This window comes from Bacillus sp. JJ675 (genome assembly GCF_036963165.1).
Lineage (GTDB): Bacteria > Bacillota > Bacilli > Bacillales > Bacillaceae > Bacillus > Bacillus glycinifermentans.
In genome coordinates, this window is sequence record NZ_JBALMR010000078.1 from 1 (window position 1) to 16,984 (window position 16,984).

Here is a 16,984-nt window from a genome sequence, read left to right on the forward strand (position 1 = left end):
ACAAGCTGCAACACGGCACAAACAGTATTTGTGCCGTGTTTTTATATATGCAATAAAAAGCGGTGAATGTTCTTTTCCCTAATAGCGGAAAGCAAATGGCCCGCTTTTTGTTCATCAGAATGAAGCGCAAGTTTCAGCTTTTGTATCAATTCTTGTCCCGATAATCGATTTCCCGGCGCTCCCTTCGGACAATCGATGCGGGCTTCGCAAATCCGTCCGTCCGCAAGAAATGCACGTACAATCGTAAAACGGCCTTTCGGAACAGCTTTCGGATCAGGGCGGATCCCGGCATCATAAACGCGGTGAATCCGCTCCATGAACGCCCGGATGCCGCTTGGGATCGGCTCGCGGCTGAAGCGGTCTGCCACAAGCTCCTGACCGTTTAAAGCAAGGGAGATGACGTACTCAACGCTGAAGCGGCCTTCTTCCCCTGTTGCGGGACGGCTTTCTGTTAAAGCGGCGTCTCCCCCGGGAGGAAAAACAACTTCAACCCTTTCCGTCTTTTCGGCAGAGATCCCATGCTCAGCTATAAGATGGCGGATGGCATCTGCTGCGTGGTGTGCTGCAGAGCAGAACGGGTAAATTTTAAACCACAGTCCGGGGTCAACGATTCTCCACGGCGCTCCCCAATGGTTTAACAAGGCATGCTGCGCTTTTTCCAAGTCGCCGTACAGGCTAAAAAAACCGAGTTCTCCATCAAGGGCCGCGTCCGAGCCCCCAAAGCCCGATTGAGCCAGCTTAACGGCAAACAACCCGGCCCGGGCAGCAAGACCGGCGTGCAGAGGCTTCATTTCCGTACCGAACTGTACCCTCATTCCCGCCGATTGAGAGGCGGCAAAACCGATCGCTCTTTCAAGCTCTTCAATGGATAGGTTTTCTGCATAACCCGCTGCACAGGCTGCAGCTATAGCGCCAAGCGTCCCTGTGTTGTGCCAGCCTTTTTCATAGTGCCGGCTGCCAATCGATTCGCCAAGCCTCGCCATGACGTCTACCCCTAAAATATAAGCGCCGAAAAAACGTTCATCCTCCCCGCGGGAAGCCGCGGAAGAAAGAAGGGCAGGCAATATGACCGCGCTCGGATGACCCCTTACATCGGAATGGACGTCATCAAAATCAAGCGCATGTGCCATAAATCCATTAAGCAGCGCTGCTTGTAATGGAGATGCTTTTTTTCCTTGGCCGATAAGGGGAACGATCGGTTTGCCGCCTTCCCCCTCGAGCAAGTGCAGCAGTTTTTTCACGCCGCTGTCGTTTCTTCCTGCATAAGCTGCGGCTGTGAAATCGAGCAGGCCCTTCTCTGCTTCACGCATCGCATCAGCGGAATCCTCAGGACGCGAAGATATAACGGCATGAGCCAGACTTTTTGTCAGCTCTTGTCCATTCATTTGACCGTCTCCAGCGCGATGACTGCCAGCTCGGCAAAATAGCGGGCGGCCGTCTTTAAAGCCGCTTCATCCAATGTAAATGCCGGATGGTGCCATTCTTCTGTTCCGCTGGTCCCCATCCAAACAAAAAAGCCCGGAATTTTTTCCTGGTAAAGAGCGAAGTCTTCTCCGCCGGGGGACTGTTCGGCCTGGACGGTTTGATAGCCGAGACGGGATGCCGCTTCTGCTGCCGCCGTTAAAAAGCGGCCGTCATTCTGAACGGAAGGCAAATATGGGAACCAGCGGAATTCAGCCTGAGCCCCAAAGCCGGCTGCAATTCCCTCGGCCACCCGTTTCATATGTTCCGGCACCGCCGATCTGGCTTCTTTTTGAAAGGTGCGGACAGTACCTTCCATTTCTACTTGGTCCGGAATTACATTCCACGAGCTGCCGCCCTGTATTCTTGTAATGCTGACGACGGCATTTTGCAGCGAGCTGATATTGCGGCTGACAACCGACTGCAAGCCGCTGACGATCTGGCCTGCCGCGGCTATGGGGTCGACGCTGTTGTCCGGAATGCCGGCGTGCCCGCCTTTACCTTTAACCGTGATCTCGAATCGGTCGACGCTCGCCATTAAGGCTCCTTCCTTCAATCCGATCGTGCCGACTGGCAAATCGGGCTTATTATGCATGCCAAAAATGGCGGAAACCCCGTCCAGCACTCCTGCTTCAATGACCTTTCTTGCTCCAGCGGCAATTTCTTCTGCGGGCTGAAAAATGAAGCGGACCGTCCCTTTGAATTCGTCCTTTCTACGGTTCAGCAAAATGGCTGTTCCAATGATCGAGGCAGTATGAAAATCGTGTCCGCACGCATGCATCTTTCCTTCGTGTTTAGAGGCAAACGGAAGGCCAGTCTGTTCCTGAATCGGAAGCGCATCGATATCCGCCCTCAGCACAATGACTGGTCCTTCCTCGCGCCCTTTGATTTCGGCAACTACACCCGTTTCAAGCCCCGGCACCTCAAGAACTGTAATATTTTCTTCCGCAAGCCAGCGGCGGATTTTTTTCGTCGTTTCAAATTCCTGAAACGACAGTTCAGGATGTTCGTGAAGATCCCGGCGAATGTTGATCAAACGCGTATGCAACGCTTCATGATATTCTTCGGCCATTCCATTTCATCCCTTCTATACAAGTTCTGCAGGCTCTCCTACCTGTTTGATAAATTTTTTCGTCCGTTCGTTTTTCGGATGATCAAACAGCTCTTCCGGTGTCCCCTGCTCGATAATATGGCCGTCCGCCATAAAAATCACCTGATCTGCGACTTCTTTGGCAAACGCCATTTCATGAGTGACAATGATCATCGTCGTTTGTTTTTCGGCGATCGATTTGATGACTTGAAGCACGCCTGCCACAAGCTCCGGATCGAGAGCAGAAGTCGGCTCATCAAGCAAAATCGCGTGCGGGTTGACAGCAAGCGCCCGCGCGATGCCGACCCTCTGCTGCTGCCCGCCGGACATCGTAACCGGATAGCTGTGGGCCTTATGTTCCAAACCGACTTGCTTCAGCATCTCCATACCGATGCGGTCCGCTTCTTCCCGCGATTTGTTTTGTGCGGTGATCAAGGCCTCTGTAATGTTTTGCAGTGCTGTTTTATTTTTGAACAGGTTGTAATTTTGGAACACCATGGCGGTTTGCTGACGAAGCAAATGCGCTTCCTTGCGCGTAAATTTTTCCGCATTCAATTTGGCTTCGCCGATTTCAATGACGCCTTGATCAGGACGCTCCAAAAGATTCAGACAGCGCAGAAGCGTCGATTTTCCGGAGCCGGACGGGCCGATGATCGCCACTACTTCTCCGCGCTTCACTTCAAGGTCAATCCCGTCCAGTACGACGAGATCCTTAAATGCTTTGCGAATATTTTTCACTTTTATCAACTGATTTCACCTCTATGTCCGGTATGGCTTGCTGACGGCGCGTTCAAACAGATCCTGCAAAATACTGTATATAATAGTAAGAATCCAGTAGACAATCGCAACAGCCAGATAGGTTTCAAAGTATTTTAAATTGCCTGATGCATACATCTTGCCTTGGGCAAACATCTCCATGACTCCCAAAGTAAAGGCCAAAGACGTTTCTTTCAGGAGGCCGATAAACGTGTTGCCTGTTGCGGGTATTGCGTTTCTGACCGCCTGCGGGAGAATGATCCGCCGATATGCCTGCAGCTTCGTCATTCCGACGGACAGACACGCCTCCAGCTGTCCTTCATCAACCGAATTCAAGGCCGCACGGAAGATTTCCGCCAAATAGGCGGCGTTTTTTAGGCTAAGTCCGATGATGGCGGCTGTCAAAGCCGTCATTTTGCTCATCTCCGGAAACAGCTGCGGCAGCCCGTAATAAATCAAAAAAAGCTGTACAAGCGTCGGCACGCCGCGAAAGAACGAAATATACACTTTTGACAGCTGATGAAGCACTGGAATATGGTTTTTTGTAATCAGTGCGAGTACAAGTCCCCCAATGATCGCAAAGATCATCGCCGCCACAGCCATGAACAGGGTGATCGGGAGGGCTTGAAGCAAAGTCGGGAATGCGGATATCATAAATCCCCAATCAATCGTATTCATTCTCGTGTTTCACCGCCGTTTCTATTTCTTCTGTTCTACCGTAATGTCTTCTTTAAAATACTTCTCTGAAAGCTTTTTCAGTGTTCCGTCTTTACGCAGTTCGTTCAGCGCTTTATCGACTTTTTTGCGGAGCTTGTCGTGTGCATCGTCCTTTGGAAACGGGAATGCGACTTGCTCATAGACAATCGGATCGCCGGCAAGCTTCAACGGCAAGCCCGTTTTCTTAATTTGTGCGATAAGCACGCTTCTGCTGTTGACATATGCGTCTACGCGGCCGTAAGCTACGTCCTTCAGCGTACCTTCCTGTGTTTCGTATGTTTTAATGTTGATCTTATGATCAGGGTCTTTGCTTTCAAGATTTTTTGCATGGTTTGAACCGAGGACGGCTGCTACGGTTTTGCCTTTTAAGTCGGCCACCGATTTGATGTCATTGTTATCTTTTTTAACAACGATCTGTGTTCCCGCATAAGCATACGGTTTTGTGAAATTGTACGTTTGCTTGCGTTCGTCGGTAACCGCCACCTGATTGGAAATGGTGTCAAGCTTTCCGGTTTGCAGCTCTCCCATCAATCCACTGAATTCAAGAAGCTTCCAATCGAGCTTCATATCAAGCTTTTTCGCAACTGCCGTCATTACGTCAACATCAAAACCTGTCAGCTTCCCGTTTTCTTTATAAGCGAACGGATAGCTTTGCCCTGTTGCACCGACATGCAGTACGTTGTTCTCTTGTTCATTGCTGTTTCCATTTCCGCATGCTGATAATACCGCCGTCATTAGCGCAGCAGCAAGCAGCATAATCCATTTTTTCTTTTTCATCAGATGTCCCCGCCTTTTTTATGTTATAGATCAGTCCGTAATTGTTTTTTCATATAAACCGTAATGTGTCCTTTGCCAAGATCCTGTTCCCCTGAGCGGACATAGCCTTTTCTCTCATACATGTCGATCAGCCACGGATGCTTATCCGCCGTGCCGAGTGATACGAACGGAACCTTCAGCGTATCGCGGAGGATCGTCTGTTCGAGCCATTCTAAGAGCTCTGAGCCAACTCCTTTTTTTCCAGAGGCCGGGTCTACAGCAAACCACCAGATATGAGGGACCCCGTACGGCCCGGGCTGCTGTCCCCATGGCATTCTTATTGAAATCGTCGCGATGATCCGTCCGTCTTCTTCCATGACATAGCACGCATTTTTCCGGATATTGTTTAAGACCAGATCCAGATCGGCATGTGCTGCGGCAAAATGAATGCCCAGCTTTCGTATCGGCTCATAGGCCCGCTCGGTAAGCGCCAGAAGCTCTTTTGCATCGCTTTCGTCTGCCATTCGGTATCGTCGCGTCATCGAACGTTTCCCTCCTTTATTTTGAATAGCGGTTGGCCGGTTTATCCAAACCGAAATGATCCCTTAATGTTGCACCTTCATATTCTTTTCGAAACAGCCCCCGTTCCTGCAGAATCGGAACGACCTTGTCAACGAACAGCTCAAGCCCTTCCGGAAGAAGAGGCGGCATGATATTAAATCCGTCACAAGCTTTCTTGTCGACCCATTCCTGCATTTTATCAGCGAGTTGTCCAGGAGTCCCTACAAATATATGATGTCCTCTGGAACCGGCGACATATTGATAAAGCTGACGTATCGTCATATTGTCTCTCTCAGCCATTTCTTGAACAAGCTTAAAGCGGCTTTTCACCGCGTTTGAAGCATCGGCGTCCAATTGAGGCAGAGGCCCGTCAAGCGGATAGGCTGACAAGTCTATGCCGCCTAAATAATTTTGAAGGATTTGCAATCCGACAGATGGAATAATTAAATCCTGAAGTTCTTGATATTTGGCCTGCGCCTCTTCTTCTGTATCGGCAATCACCGGGAAAATACCAGGCATAATCGCAATTTTCTCGGGATCGCGCCCCAGCTCCGCCGCCTGCTCTTTGATCGATTGGTAAAACGCTTGAGCAGACTCCAAATGGTTTTGCGCCGTGAATATCACTTCAGCCGTTTTGGCAGCCAGCGCTTGTCCGTCTCCCGATGAGCCGGCCTGAATAATAACCGGTTGGCCCTGTGGGGTTCTTGCGACATTTAGAGGCCCGCGGACTGAAAAATATGTGCCTTTATGGTTGAGCTCGTGCATTTTTTCTTTATCGAAGAATTCGCCGGTTTCCTTGTTTCTGATAAAGGCATCTTCTTCCCACGAATCCCACAAACCCTTCACAACCTCCACAAACTCCTCTGCCCTCTGATAGCGAAGATGATGTTCGAGATGCTTCTCACCGCTGAAATTCAACGCCGTCGATTCAATGGAAGAGGTCACCACATTCCAACCGGCGCGCCCGCCCGAAATATGGTCAAGGGAAGCGAACTGTCTCGCAATATGAAACGGCTCGCTATACGTAGTCGAAGCGGTAGCTGCCAGGCCGATTTTAGACGTCACCTGCGCCAATGCGGAAAGCAGAGTAAACGGTTCGAATCTTGTTAACACGTTCGGATGCGATTTGCTGTCTATTGAAAGGCTGTCAGCTAAAAACAGCATATCGAGTTTGCCCCGCTCAGCTGTTTTGGCAAGCTCTTTAAAATAATCGAGGTTCATACTGGCGTCTTCAGGAGCACTCGGATGCCGCCAAGATGCTACATGATGTCCTGTTCCTGCAAGAAACACGCCTAGTTTTATTTGTTTCATAACGTTTTCTCCTTTTATGATTTTTTAGGCTGCAAAGGTCAACACATAATCCTTTTAATCCTAGATATTTAATATGAATAAATCAAAATGTACATTTGTCTCGAAAGTTTGTCAATAAAATGAACTCAATTTTTTATTTTAAAATTAAAATAAGATTGAAAATTGATGAAAATAAGGAGCGTACAGGAGGTTTTCACAAAAAATGACCCGTTAGAAAACGGGCCGGATTTCAAAAAAACCGGCTGCTAAGCGAGCCGGTCCAAACGAGAAGGGAATAATGTACAACTTCAATATACTTGTTGGCGAACGGGAAAACAAATCTTAAAAACGGAAAAATCAACGGCACGCTTACGTTTTACGGCCTGAAAACGTCCATTTTAAACGAATGTTTTCTTAAGGTGTTTGCATCAACCTCAAACCCCATGCCGGGCCGGTCGGGAACCTGTATAAAACCGTCTTCGATCCTGATTTCCGGCTTTACGATATCCTCTTCCCAATAGCGTGAAGACGACGAAATATCCCCCGGGATCACAAATTGCGGAAGGGAGCTCAGAGCGATATTGTGCGCTCTGGAAATCCCAGTTTCGAACATGCCACCGCACCAGACAGGCATGTTATGCTGTTTGCAAAGGTCATGAATCTTCAGCGCTTCGGTCAATCCTCCGACCCTTGAAGGCTTGATATTGATGATTTTGCAGCTGCCGAGCTCGATTGCTTTCCTCGCATCATCAGCAGAGCGTATGCTTTCATCAAGGCAAATCGAGGTTTTGATATGCTTTTGCAAATGGCGGTGGTCCACGATATCATCATCAGCCAGCGGCTGTTCGATCATCATGAGCTTGAATTCATCAAGCGACTTGATTCTGCTGATATCTTTTATATCATAGGATGAGTTCGCATCCGCCATCAGCGGCACGCGCGGAAAATGCCTGCGGATTTCTTTTAAAAGCTCGATATCCTGTCCTGGCTGAATTTTAAGTTTTATTCTCTGATAACCTTCTTTTACATATTGATCAATTTCGCGAAGCATGTCTTCCAATGGAGCAAGTCCGACGACAACCCCCGCGGGCACCTCCGTTTTGATGCCGCCCAAGGCTTCGCTTAATGTGATGCCGTTCTTTTGTGCGTGAATGTCCCAAAACGCAGCTTCCAGCCCTGCTTTTGCCATCCGGTTGCCCTTAAAGCCGCGAAGCTTTTCAGGAATGTCGGAAGGATGTGTGAATGATTCGTGAAGCACAGCCGGGATAAAAAAATCTTTGAGCATATGGTAGCATGTCTCGGTTGTTTCTTCCGTGTACCATGGAGAAGAAAAGGCGGAGACTTCCCCCCAGCCTGTCACACCGTCTTTATCCTTCGCTTCTATAATGATGAATTTTCGTTCCTGAAAGGTTTCCAAGCTTGATGTAAAAGGCTTTTTCAGCCGCATGCTGAGATGGTACAATGTGAGCTGTTTGATTTGAATCATTGGCGCTCTCCTCTACAGTTTGTGTCTCATCAATTTGTTCGATGCATTGCGCGGCAGTTGCCGGACAACATGAAAGGCTTTCGGAACCTTATATGAAGCAAGCCGCTCTTTGCAAAACCGGATCAGCTCCTGCTCCTCCACATGCTCATTGACGACAAGATAAGCGTGCGGGACTTTTCCCCATGTTTCGTCATCCGCTCCTCTTACTCCTGCTTCATCAACGGCAGGATGAGAGAGGAGAACCGCTTCAACCTCTGCGGGATAAATGTTTTCTCCGCCTGAGATGATTAAGTCTGATCGTCTGTCAAGCACATACAAAAATCCGTCATCGTCAAGATACCCGATATCACCGGTTCTAAACCAGCCATCATTGAACGATTCTTCGTTTGCCGCTTCGTTTTTTAAATAGCCTTTCATGACAGTCGGCCCTTTCACGCAGATTTCGCCGTGTTCGCCGGTTTCCGCTGGCGCGCCGTTTTTTTCAATTCTAATGCCGGAGGCAAAAAGCGGTTTGCCGGCTGATCCCAGCTTTGTCATGCTGTATTCGGGCGCGAGTGTCGCAACTTGTGAACACGTTTCCGTCATGCCGTACGACTGAACGACTGGAAGCCGCTTCCTTTTGCATTCTTCAAGCAATGAATACGGCGCAGGCCCGCCTCCAAGCAAAAGGCATCTCAGAGATTCCGGACAATTGTCCACACGCGCGGCCAGCCGGGAAAGCATCGTCTGAACGACAGAAATGACGGTCACTTGATGATCGTTGATCGAACGGAGAACATCATCCGCGTCAAATTTTTGATGCAGAACAACAGCCATACCGTAGATGACCGATTTAAACAGGGCAGACAGTCCGCTGATGTGAAAGAGCGGCAAGGCGATAAGCCACCTTTCATTTTCGGCGAGCCCCAAATTCAATGCAGAAGAAACCGCGCTGAAATAATGGTTGGCAAATGTTTGCATAACCCCTTTCGGCCTTCCGGTCGTACCCGACGTATACATGATGGTCGCCGTATCGTCCAGATGGATGTCCGCTTCCTTTATAAGCGGCTCGGCCTTGATCGCTTGAATGTCTTCGATTTGAACGGTTCGGATCGAAAGGTCTTGTGAATGCTCTTCTGCAAAAGGCTGTTCGGTAATCAGCAGTTTCGCCTCCGAATGCTCGATCTGATACATTCTTTCTGCCTTTGACAGCTTTGTGTTCAGCAAAACGAGGCGGACGCCGAGTAAAAAGCAGGCGTGTACCGCAATGACCATTTCGGTCCGGTTTGTTAAAAGAACGGCTGCCGTATCCCCTTTTCCGATGGAGCAGTTTTTCAGCTGTGCCGCCATTTTTTTCGCTTCTTCATACAATTCCAGGAAGGTCAGCTGCTGATTTCCCTGAATCAGAGCCAGCCTGTCGGGTGTCAGTTCTGCCCGCTGTTTAAGCCAGTTCGGCTGGTCCATTAGCATGTCATCATCTCCAAAGAAAATTTCTCGATTGATAAAAGAAAACAGCTCAGTTACACCAAGCTGTTTCTTTCTCGTTTTTACGGAAAACGAGGGAACTGTCCAAAGTCCGGACGGCGTTTTTCTTTAAACGCATCACGACCTTCTTTTGCCTCATCCGTCGTGTAATAAAGGAGCGTCGCATCTCCGGCGAACTGCTGGATGCCTGCAAGTCCGTCCGTATCGGCGTTAAACGCTGCTTTGAGGAATCTGAGAGCCGTCGGGCTTTTCTCAAGCATTTCTTCACACCACTTAATCGTTTCTTCTTCAAGCTTCTCAAGCGGAACAACCGTGTTGACCAGACCCATTTCCAACGCTTCCTCCGCATTATATTGACGGCACAGATACCAGATTTCGCGGGCTTTTTTATGGCCGACGATCCGCGCTAAATAGCCTGAACCGTATCCGGCGTCAAAGCTGCCCACTTTTGGTCCGGTTTGTCCAAAAATCGCGTTGTCTGCGGCAATTGTCAAATCGCAAACGATATGCAGCACATGACCGCCGCCGATGGCATAGCCTGACACCATCGCAACGACCGGTTTCGGAATGACACGGATTAAACGCTGCAAATCAAGAACGTTAAGACGCGGAATCTGGTCTTCTCCGACGTATCCTCCGTGGCCCCTTACCTTTTGGTCACCGCCTGAGCAGAACGCCTTGTCTCCTGCTCCTGCAAGAATGATGACGCCGATATCCGCATCATCCCTCGCATAGGCGAAAGCATCGATCAGCTCGGTAACGGTTTTCGGACGAAACGCGTTATGTACTTCAGGACGATTGATCGTAATTTTTGCAATGCCATTGTATGTTTCATATAAAATATCTTCATATTGACGTTCGCTTTTCCATTCTACAGTCATGAACGTGACCTCCTATTTGAATATAAATTCACTTACTATTTTACCAAAAAAATCGGGCTCTTCCACATGTACAGCATGTCCTGTTTGTTCGGCAATCACCAGGCGGCTGCCGGGAATTTTCCTGTGCATGTTTTGATTGATCGCGACAAATTTTTTGTCAAGGCTGCCGGCGATGAGGAGAACTGGAAATGTGATATCACCCAGCTTGTCCCACCATGACGGCTGTGAGCCGGTTCCCATCCCGGTCAGGCTGCCCGCAAGGCCGGTCGGGTTGTTGCTCAGACGCTCTTCGCGGATCTTCTTTCTTTTGGACGCCTCAAGCGACAATTGGGAAGCAAACAGCGGAATCTGTTCCCAGTAATCGACGAACGATTCAATTCCTTCGTTGATGATCCTCTCTCCGAGCCGGGCGTCCTGATCCCTCCGGCTGCGTCTTTCTTCTTCTGTTTGAAGACCGGGGGAGCTGCTTTCCAACACAAGCCCTGATACGCGCTCAGGATGCGTCATGGCAAAAGAGAGAGCAAGCCTTCCTCCCATAGAATAGCCGACAAGATCCACTTTTTTCAGCTTCAGCAGATCAAAAATCTCCAATAGATCGGCGGCTTGCTGTTCTGTCGTGTACCGCTGATTGTCGGCGGGCGAATCGGTTTTGCCGTGGCCGAGTAAATTCAGTTTGATGAGACGGATGCCTCGAAAATGTTCGTCAGTCTCATCCCACGTTTTTGCGCTGCCGGTAAATCCGTGCAGAAAAACCGCCGTTTTTTCCGCAGATGCTCCGTTGTCTTCAATTTCATAGCCTATGCCGTCCCGCAACGTCAGTCTCAAAACGGCCACTCTTTTCTGATTTCATACAGCACCGTATCAAGCAGCCGGCGATGCAGCTCAACACGGGTCTCGCGCCTCGTTTTCACTTCGATGATATCAAGCCCGCAGCGGTTGACAGAAGACAAGTAGGCATCGGCGAATTCTGCGGAAGACTCAGGGCACGCGTAGCGTCCGCCGTACAATTTGGCGGCATGCTCAAATTCCAGCCCTGTCGGCGTTCCGAATAATTGTTCAAAATATCGTTCTTCAGCAGACTGGGGAAGGAATGAGAAAATCCCTCCGCCGTCATTGTTGACGAGAACGACCGTCAGCGGAATGTCCAGCGTTTTAGTGACAAGCAAGCCGTTTAAATCATGGTAAAAGGATAAATCTCCGATTACGAGCGTCACCGGCTCTTTTGTGGCAGCATATACGCCGAGCGCTGTCGACACGACGCCGTCAATTCCGTTTGCCCCCCTGTTGGCGAAAATTCGGAAAGGCCTGTCCTGATTTTCAAAAAACGTATCGGCATCGCGGATCGGCATGCTGTTTCCGACAAAAAGGGAGCTGTTTTCCGGGATGATATGCTGCAGATTGCGGTACACATTTCCTTCAAATGTAAGATCCTCAGCTTCAAGATTTTTTAAATGGCGTCGGAAACGGCTGTCTGCAAACTGCCATTTTTCCAGCCAGCGGCCCGCTCTTTTTTCGCGTATGGAAGCGGCCGCAGCTTTGGCAAATTCCCGTTCTGAACAATGCATCATCCAGGAGCTTCGCTGTGTCGGATCGCGCCAGCCGCCATCGGGATCGACGACAATCTGCCAGATCCCGGGGTTTTGTTTTAAAAGCTGGAACAGCGGCTTGGAAACCGGCATCGGTCCAAACCGGATGACAAGCTTCGGCATAAGGGAAGCTTTCAGCTCTTCATCCCTTAAAAGCGAATCATACGCAGCAATGACCGATTTCTTCGAATGCGCGCCGTTCCGCAGGTTTGACAAAGGGTCTGCTAAAATCGGATACCCCGTCATCTCCGCAAGCGATAAAATATCGCGCTTCACATCGTCATTCGGAAGTTCCCCGCAGACAATGATGCCTTCTTCCGTATCGCTGATCAAGGCCATCACCGCTTCAAGCTCTTTTTGATCAGCAGCGGCGGCGGCGTTTGATACAGACACATGACGGCCCCTTTCCGTCCGTTGAAAAGGATCGGCATTAAGGTTCGGCATGAGCGGCTCTCTTAACGGAAAATTGATGTGCACCGGTCCGTTCGGCGCTCTCGACGCTTCTCCTGCGGCACGGCTTGCTACTGAACGAATGTACGCCAGCATATCAGGATGTGCATCAGGCAAAGCCGAGTCTGTGAAATACTTAACAAAGTTGCCGAATAAGAATTGCTGATCAATCGCCTGAGGTGCACCTACTTCACGCAGCTCGTGCGGCCGATCAGCCGTTAAAACGATGAGCGGTATTCTTGAATAATGAGCCTCAACGACAGCCGGATAAAAGTTCGCCGCAGCCGTTCCCGACGTACAGATCAACGCAACGGGTCCCCGCTTCGCTTTTGCGATCCCCAATGCAAAATAGCCTGCCGACCTCTCATCGATATGGACGTGAACATTGATGTCCGGGTGGGCAGCCGCCAGAATCGCAAGAGGCGTTGACCTTGATCCGGGACAGATGACGGCTTCAGTAACGCCTGCGAGTGAAAGCTCATCAATAAAATTGCCTATATATGTTGTAATCGGGTTTTCTGTCAAAGGGTATCGCCTCCAAATGCGGACAGCATAGGCTTAAATTTAATTTGTGTTTCCTCATATTCAAGCAGCGGATCGGAATCAGCGACAATTCCGCAGCCGGCAAACAGTCTGGCCTCGTTCGATTCGATTAATCCGGAGCGGATCGCAACGGCAAACTCCCCGTTGCCTGCGATGTCGATCCATCCGACCGGGGCGGCATACCATCCTCTTGACATCGGTTCGCTGTTTCTGATGACCTCGACCGCTTTGTGCTGCGGCGACCCTCCGAGTGCCGGAGTCGGGTGAAGCTGCTCAATCAAATCGAAGAGCGACGCTTGATCATTCATTTGACCGACGACAGGTGTATATAGATGCTGAACGTTTTTCGTTTTGTACAATCCGGGCTTGGCCGGCTTTTTCACGCGGCTGCAGTTCGCCAAAAACGCCTGATGGATCATACCCACGACAATGTCGTGTTCAATAAGGTTTTTCTCATCGTTCAATAGCTCAAGGCCGAGCATCCGGTCCTCCTGTTCGGTTTCGCCTCTTTTAATCGAACCGGCCAGACATGTGGACAGCACTTTCATTCCGTCCTTTTTGATCAGCCGCTCCGGAGAAGCGCCGACAAAGCTTTTGCCGTTTTCCTCAACGGCGAAAATGTAGCTTGTTTTTTGCTCTGACATCAGTTTGAACAATACTTCATGAAGCTTGACGGGCTTATCGAACGTCAGCAGGATGTCCCGCGCCAGCACGACTTTATCGTATGCCCCTTTTTTGATGTCGTTTGTTGCACGGCGAATCGCATCAAGCCACTCTGACACATGCAATTCCTCTTTCGCTTCAATCCGGGCGCCCGCTTTTTCATCTTCTTTGAAAGCGCTAATATTTGTCAGATGTAGAGAAGCGGCCTTTAATTCGGCAAGAACCTTGCTTGCATCCTCATCGGGAGACTTCCATTTGTTCACCGTTAAAAACGCTTCTTCCCCTGCTTTTGTCAGCATGGCAGAGGGAACAAAAAAAGCTCCTTCCGGATAACCCTCCCAATGCTGCTCTCTTGTTTCCAGCGGATCAAAAGAAAAACCGCCGAACAGCAAAGGGCCCACTGCCGCTTGATGAAGATCTTCACCTTCATGAAAATGGTAGGCTTTTTCTTTTACACGCGCCCATTGTTGATCGATTTCCCGATAACGGCCTGCATCCTTCCCGCTTGTGGAAATCGTCAATTCCCTTCCCAAGCCGACAAGCGTCATTTCGCCGTCAGGATCGGACCAAAAAAACCGCTTCCCGGCGAATGCTTCTTCTCCGCTTTTGAAAAAAGAAAGGGCATCTATATTTTTTATTTTTCTGGAATAACTTATTAAAACAGCATGGTTGACTTTTTTGACGATATTTAACGCTTCAGATGCTTCCCTTAGGGAAGTGCGCTGCACTGTTGTCACCATGAGACATTCCTCCAAAGTCCGTAAAATGCTTTTTTAACCATACACCTGTGAACGATGTGTGTCAACAAAACGACACTTTGTTAACAGACCCCTTACTATTATAAACTTAATCGGCCGAATGAAAAAGGCAAGGTGTTTTATTATTTTTTTCGGGGCTGTCTCACCGCTTTTTTTCTAACAATATCACCCATTATATTGACACCTTTTTTAACTTTTTCTAAACTTAGTATGGACGTGTACGTATTAAAACTAAAGGAGTCAAACTTTATGCAGCATCAATCACTTTCAGGAAGTGTTTCTGGAATAAAACCTGAAAAAAGCTGGCGCGTGTGGTGGATGTTGACAAGGCCGCATACGCTGACAGCCGCATTCGTCCCTGTTACACTCGGGACGGTCCTGGCTCTTCAAACAGGCCGTATCGACATCTGGCTGTTTATCGCCATGCTTGTCGCTTCGATTCTAATCCAAATCGGAACGAACTTATTTAATGAGTATTTTGATTTCGTCCGCGGGCTCGATAATGAGAATTCGGTCGGAATCGGAGGTGCGATTGTCCGCCACGGGATGAAGCCGAAAACGGTATTATATACGGCATACGGATTGTTTGCAGTCTCCGTCTTGCTCGGAGTATATATTTGTATGTCTTCAAGCTGGTGGCTGGCGCTTATCGGATTAGTATGCATGGCCGTCGGCTATCTTTACACAGGAGGCCCGCTTCCGATCTCCTATACGCCGTTTGGCGAAATTATGTCAGGCGTCTTCATGGGAATGATCATCATCCTCATCTCCTATTATATCCAGACCGGTGAACTGACCTGGAACGTGTTTCTGATCTCGCTTCCGATCACGATTTTAGTCGGGGGGATCAACCTGTCCAACAACATCCGAGATCTGGCCGGGGATAAAGAAAACGGACGAAAGACGCTTCCTATTTTGGCAGGGCGGAACAATGCCGTGCATATTTTAAGCTGGGCATTCATTATTTCCTATTTGTTAATCGGACTTTACATCGTCATGGGGATTGTTACGGTATGGAGCGCTATTGTTCTGCTAAGCCTTCCGAAACCGGTCAAAGCAATCAAAGAATTCAAAGCAAAAGAAAAACCGGCAGAATTGATGATCGCCATGAAATCCACGGCACAGACGAACACATTTTTCGGCCTGCTTTTAGCGATTGGCGTTTTGATTCATCATTTTGTCTAAAAAGAGCCTTAACCGGCTCTTTTTTTTGTTTTTTTATAATGAAAGTTCTTTTTAAAATCGTTCATACTAAAAAGGCAGCACTTTTTAGAAACGAGGCGATGCATGTGCTAACAAAAGAACAGTTGACAAAGCTCGAAAACGAACTCAAAGCGGGCAAAGAACAAATTATCAGCCGTTTTAAGGCTAACGGTCATTTTGGCATAGATGTTACGTTTCCTTTCAACTCAACGGGAGACCTGTCTTCATACGACAATCATCCCGGCGATGAAGGAACGGAGCTTTATGAGCGCGAAAAGGATCTCGCCCTTTACGAACATGAGAGGGAGCATTTGCACGATATCGAACACGCCCTTTCCTTAATTGAAAAAGGAACGTACGGACGCTGTGAAGTATGCGGAAAGGAAATTCCTTACGAAAGGCTGTCCGTCCTGCCGACGGCGACGACGTGCAGCGAACATTCCTCAAACATCTCCGTCTCAAAGGACCGTCCGATTGAAGAAGAAGTGCTCACTCCTCCCTACGGTCGTTTTGAACAGGATGAACGCGACGAAAATGTGGCATATGATGCAGAAGACGCGTATCAAGATGTTGAACGCTACGGCGACTCAGATACGCCTCAGGATATGGAGTTTCCTCCACAGTCGTACAGCCAGACATACATGGAATATGAAGAGCGCCTGGGAAATGTCGAAGATTACGAAAACTTCGTCGCGACGGATATTACGGGTAAAGAAATCACCGTTTATCCGACAATCGAACATGAACAATACGAGGAATTGCTTGATGAAGAAGGCATTATGACCTCATTTGGGGATCTTCCCCCGGCAGAAAAGGAACCTTATACAGAGGATGACTAAGCCCCGAAGATCCGGGGCTTATCGTCATTATTCAGCGGCTGTTTTTGATGCCCCATGTACCGTGGGCATATGCCGGTTGGCGACCGCCTTTTTATACACTTTATTAGCCTTCAAGCCGAATACAGCAATAGCATTTCAATTGCCTATAGGACGTTACCATCTCTTTTGAACGTCTCTGCCATACAAAAACCCCCTGTATTTATTAATACAGGGGGTTTGAAACGGATGACCCGTACGGGATTCGAACCCGTGTTACCGCCGTGAAAGGGCGGTGTCTTAACCACTTGACCAACGGGCCGTATATCATCATGGCGGAGAAGGAGGGATTTGAACCCTCGCGCCGCTTACGCGACCTACACCCTTAGCAGGGGCGCCTCTTCAGCCACTTGAGTACTTCTCCATATGGCTCCACAGGCAGGATTCGAACCTGCGACCGATCGGTTAACAGCCGATAGCTCTACCACTGAGCTACTGTGGAAT

At 49.0% G+C, this 16,984-nt stretch carries 15 protein-coding genes and 3 tRNA genes; 2 read left to right on the top strand and 16 right to left on the bottom strand.

Features of this window, described 5'->3' with window-relative positions:
- Window positions 1-41 precede the first annotated feature (41 nt).
- From V7126_RS19590 to V7126_RS19650, 13 genes are all read right to left on the bottom strand, one after another.
- On the bottom strand, window positions 42-1,385 hold the full coding sequence (locus V7126_RS19590; protein ID WP_046130676.1) for an MmgE/PrpD family protein: 1,344 nt from the start codon (window positions 1,383-1,385) through the stop codon (window positions 42-44).
- Complete coding sequence (locus V7126_RS19595; protein ID WP_046130677.1) at window positions 1,382-2,533, bottom strand: M20 peptidase aminoacylase family protein; 1,152 nt, start codon at window positions 2,531-2,533, stop codon at window positions 1,382-1,384. The genes V7126_RS19590 and V7126_RS19595 overlap by 4 nt, the downstream gene beginning before the upstream one ends.
- A 15-nt stretch (window positions 2,534-2,548) precedes the next feature.
- Window positions 2,549-3,298, bottom strand: a complete 750-nt coding sequence (locus V7126_RS19600) for an amino acid ABC transporter ATP-binding protein (RefSeq protein ID WP_046130678.1) — start codon at window positions 3,296-3,298, stop codon at window positions 2,549-2,551.
- A 12-nt stretch (window positions 3,299-3,310) separates the two neighbouring features.
- The gene (locus V7126_RS19605) at window positions 3,311-3,985 is read right to left on the bottom strand and encodes an amino acid ABC transporter permease (protein WP_046130679.1); all 675 of its coding nucleotides are present in this window, start codon (window positions 3,983-3,985) and stop codon (window positions 3,311-3,313) included.
- A gap of 21 nt (window positions 3,986-4,006) precedes the next feature.
- Window positions 4,007-4,801, bottom strand: coding sequence for an amino acid ABC transporter substrate-binding protein (locus V7126_RS19610; protein WP_046130680.1), 795 nt, complete (start codon window positions 4,799-4,801; stop codon window positions 4,007-4,009).
- A 23-nt stretch (window positions 4,802-4,824) separates the two neighbouring features.
- Window positions 4,825-5,322, bottom strand: coding sequence for a GNAT family N-acetyltransferase (locus tag V7126_RS19615; RefSeq protein ID WP_046130681.1), 498 nt, complete (start codon window positions 5,320-5,322; stop codon window positions 4,825-4,827).
- 16 nt (window positions 5,323-5,338) lie between these two features.
- The gene (locus tag V7126_RS19620; RefSeq protein ID WP_046130682.1) at window positions 5,339-6,652 is read right to left on the bottom strand and encodes an LLM class flavin-dependent oxidoreductase; all 1,314 of its coding nucleotides are present in this window, start codon (window positions 6,650-6,652) and stop codon (window positions 5,339-5,341) included.
- Between the two features lie 355 nt (window positions 6,653-7,007).
- Complete coding sequence (menC, locus tag V7126_RS19625; RefSeq protein ID WP_046130683.1) at window positions 7,008-8,117, bottom strand: o-succinylbenzoate synthase; 1,110 nt, start codon at window positions 8,115-8,117, stop codon at window positions 7,008-7,010.
- Window positions 8,118-8,129: 12 nt separating this feature from the next.
- Window positions 8,130-9,566: an o-succinylbenzoate--CoA ligase gene (locus tag V7126_RS19630; protein WP_046130684.1), complete on the bottom strand. Its 1,437-nt coding sequence runs from the start codon at window positions 9,564-9,566 to the stop codon at window positions 8,130-8,132.
- Window positions 9,567-9,643: 77 nt separating this feature from the next.
- On the bottom strand, window positions 9,644-10,462 hold the full coding sequence (gene menB / locus V7126_RS19635; protein ID WP_046130685.1) for a 1,4-dihydroxy-2-naphthoyl-CoA synthase: 819 nt from the start codon (window positions 10,460-10,462) through the stop codon (window positions 9,644-9,646).
- Between the two features lie 12 nt (window positions 10,463-10,474).
- Complete coding sequence (gene menH / locus V7126_RS19640) at window positions 10,475-11,296, bottom strand: 2-succinyl-6-hydroxy-2,4-cyclohexadiene-1-carboxylate synthase (RefSeq protein ID WP_046130686.1); 822 nt, start codon at window positions 11,294-11,296, stop codon at window positions 10,475-10,477.
- Window positions 11,284-13,023: a 2-succinyl-5-enolpyruvyl-6-hydroxy-3-cyclohexene-1-carboxylic-acid synthase gene (menD, locus tag V7126_RS19645; RefSeq protein ID WP_046130687.1), complete on the bottom strand. Its 1,740-nt coding sequence runs from the start codon at window positions 13,021-13,023 to the stop codon at window positions 11,284-11,286. The genes menH and menD overlap by 13 nt, the downstream gene beginning before the upstream one ends.
- Window positions 13,020-14,444, bottom strand: a complete 1,425-nt coding sequence (locus V7126_RS19650; RefSeq protein ID WP_046130688.1) for an isochorismate synthase — start codon at window positions 14,442-14,444, stop codon at window positions 13,020-13,022. The genes menD and V7126_RS19650 overlap by 4 nt, the downstream gene beginning before the upstream one ends.
- Window positions 14,445-14,711: 267 nt before the next feature.
- On the opposite strand from V7126_RS19650, the gene V7126_RS19655 reads away from it, so the two are divergent.
- Both V7126_RS19655 and V7126_RS19660 read left to right on the top strand, forming a co-directional pair.
- Window positions 14,712-15,647: a 1,4-dihydroxy-2-naphthoate polyprenyltransferase gene (locus V7126_RS19655; protein ID WP_335498459.1), complete on the top strand. Its 936-nt coding sequence runs from the start codon at window positions 14,712-14,714 to the stop codon at window positions 15,645-15,647.
- 104 nt (window positions 15,648-15,751) lie between these two features.
- Window positions 15,752-16,504, top strand: a complete 753-nt coding sequence (locus V7126_RS19660) for a TraR/DksA C4-type zinc finger protein (protein ID WP_046130690.1) — start codon at window positions 15,752-15,754, stop codon at window positions 16,502-16,504.
- A gap of 226 nt (window positions 16,505-16,730) precedes the next feature.
- Here the strand turns inward: V7126_RS19660 and V7126_RS19665 are convergent.
- The 3 genes from V7126_RS19665 to V7126_RS19675 form a co-directional block, all read right to left on the bottom strand.
- Window positions 16,731-16,802: transfer RNA gene (locus V7126_RS19665), tRNA-Glu, on the bottom strand.
- Window positions 16,803-16,813: 11 nt separating this feature from the next.
- A tRNA-Ser gene (locus V7126_RS19670) sits at window positions 16,814-16,904 on the bottom strand.
- A gap of 3 nt (window positions 16,905-16,907) precedes the next feature.
- Window positions 16,908-16,982: transfer RNA gene (locus V7126_RS19675), tRNA-Asn, on the bottom strand.
- Window positions 16,983-16,984: the final 2 nt, after the last annotated feature.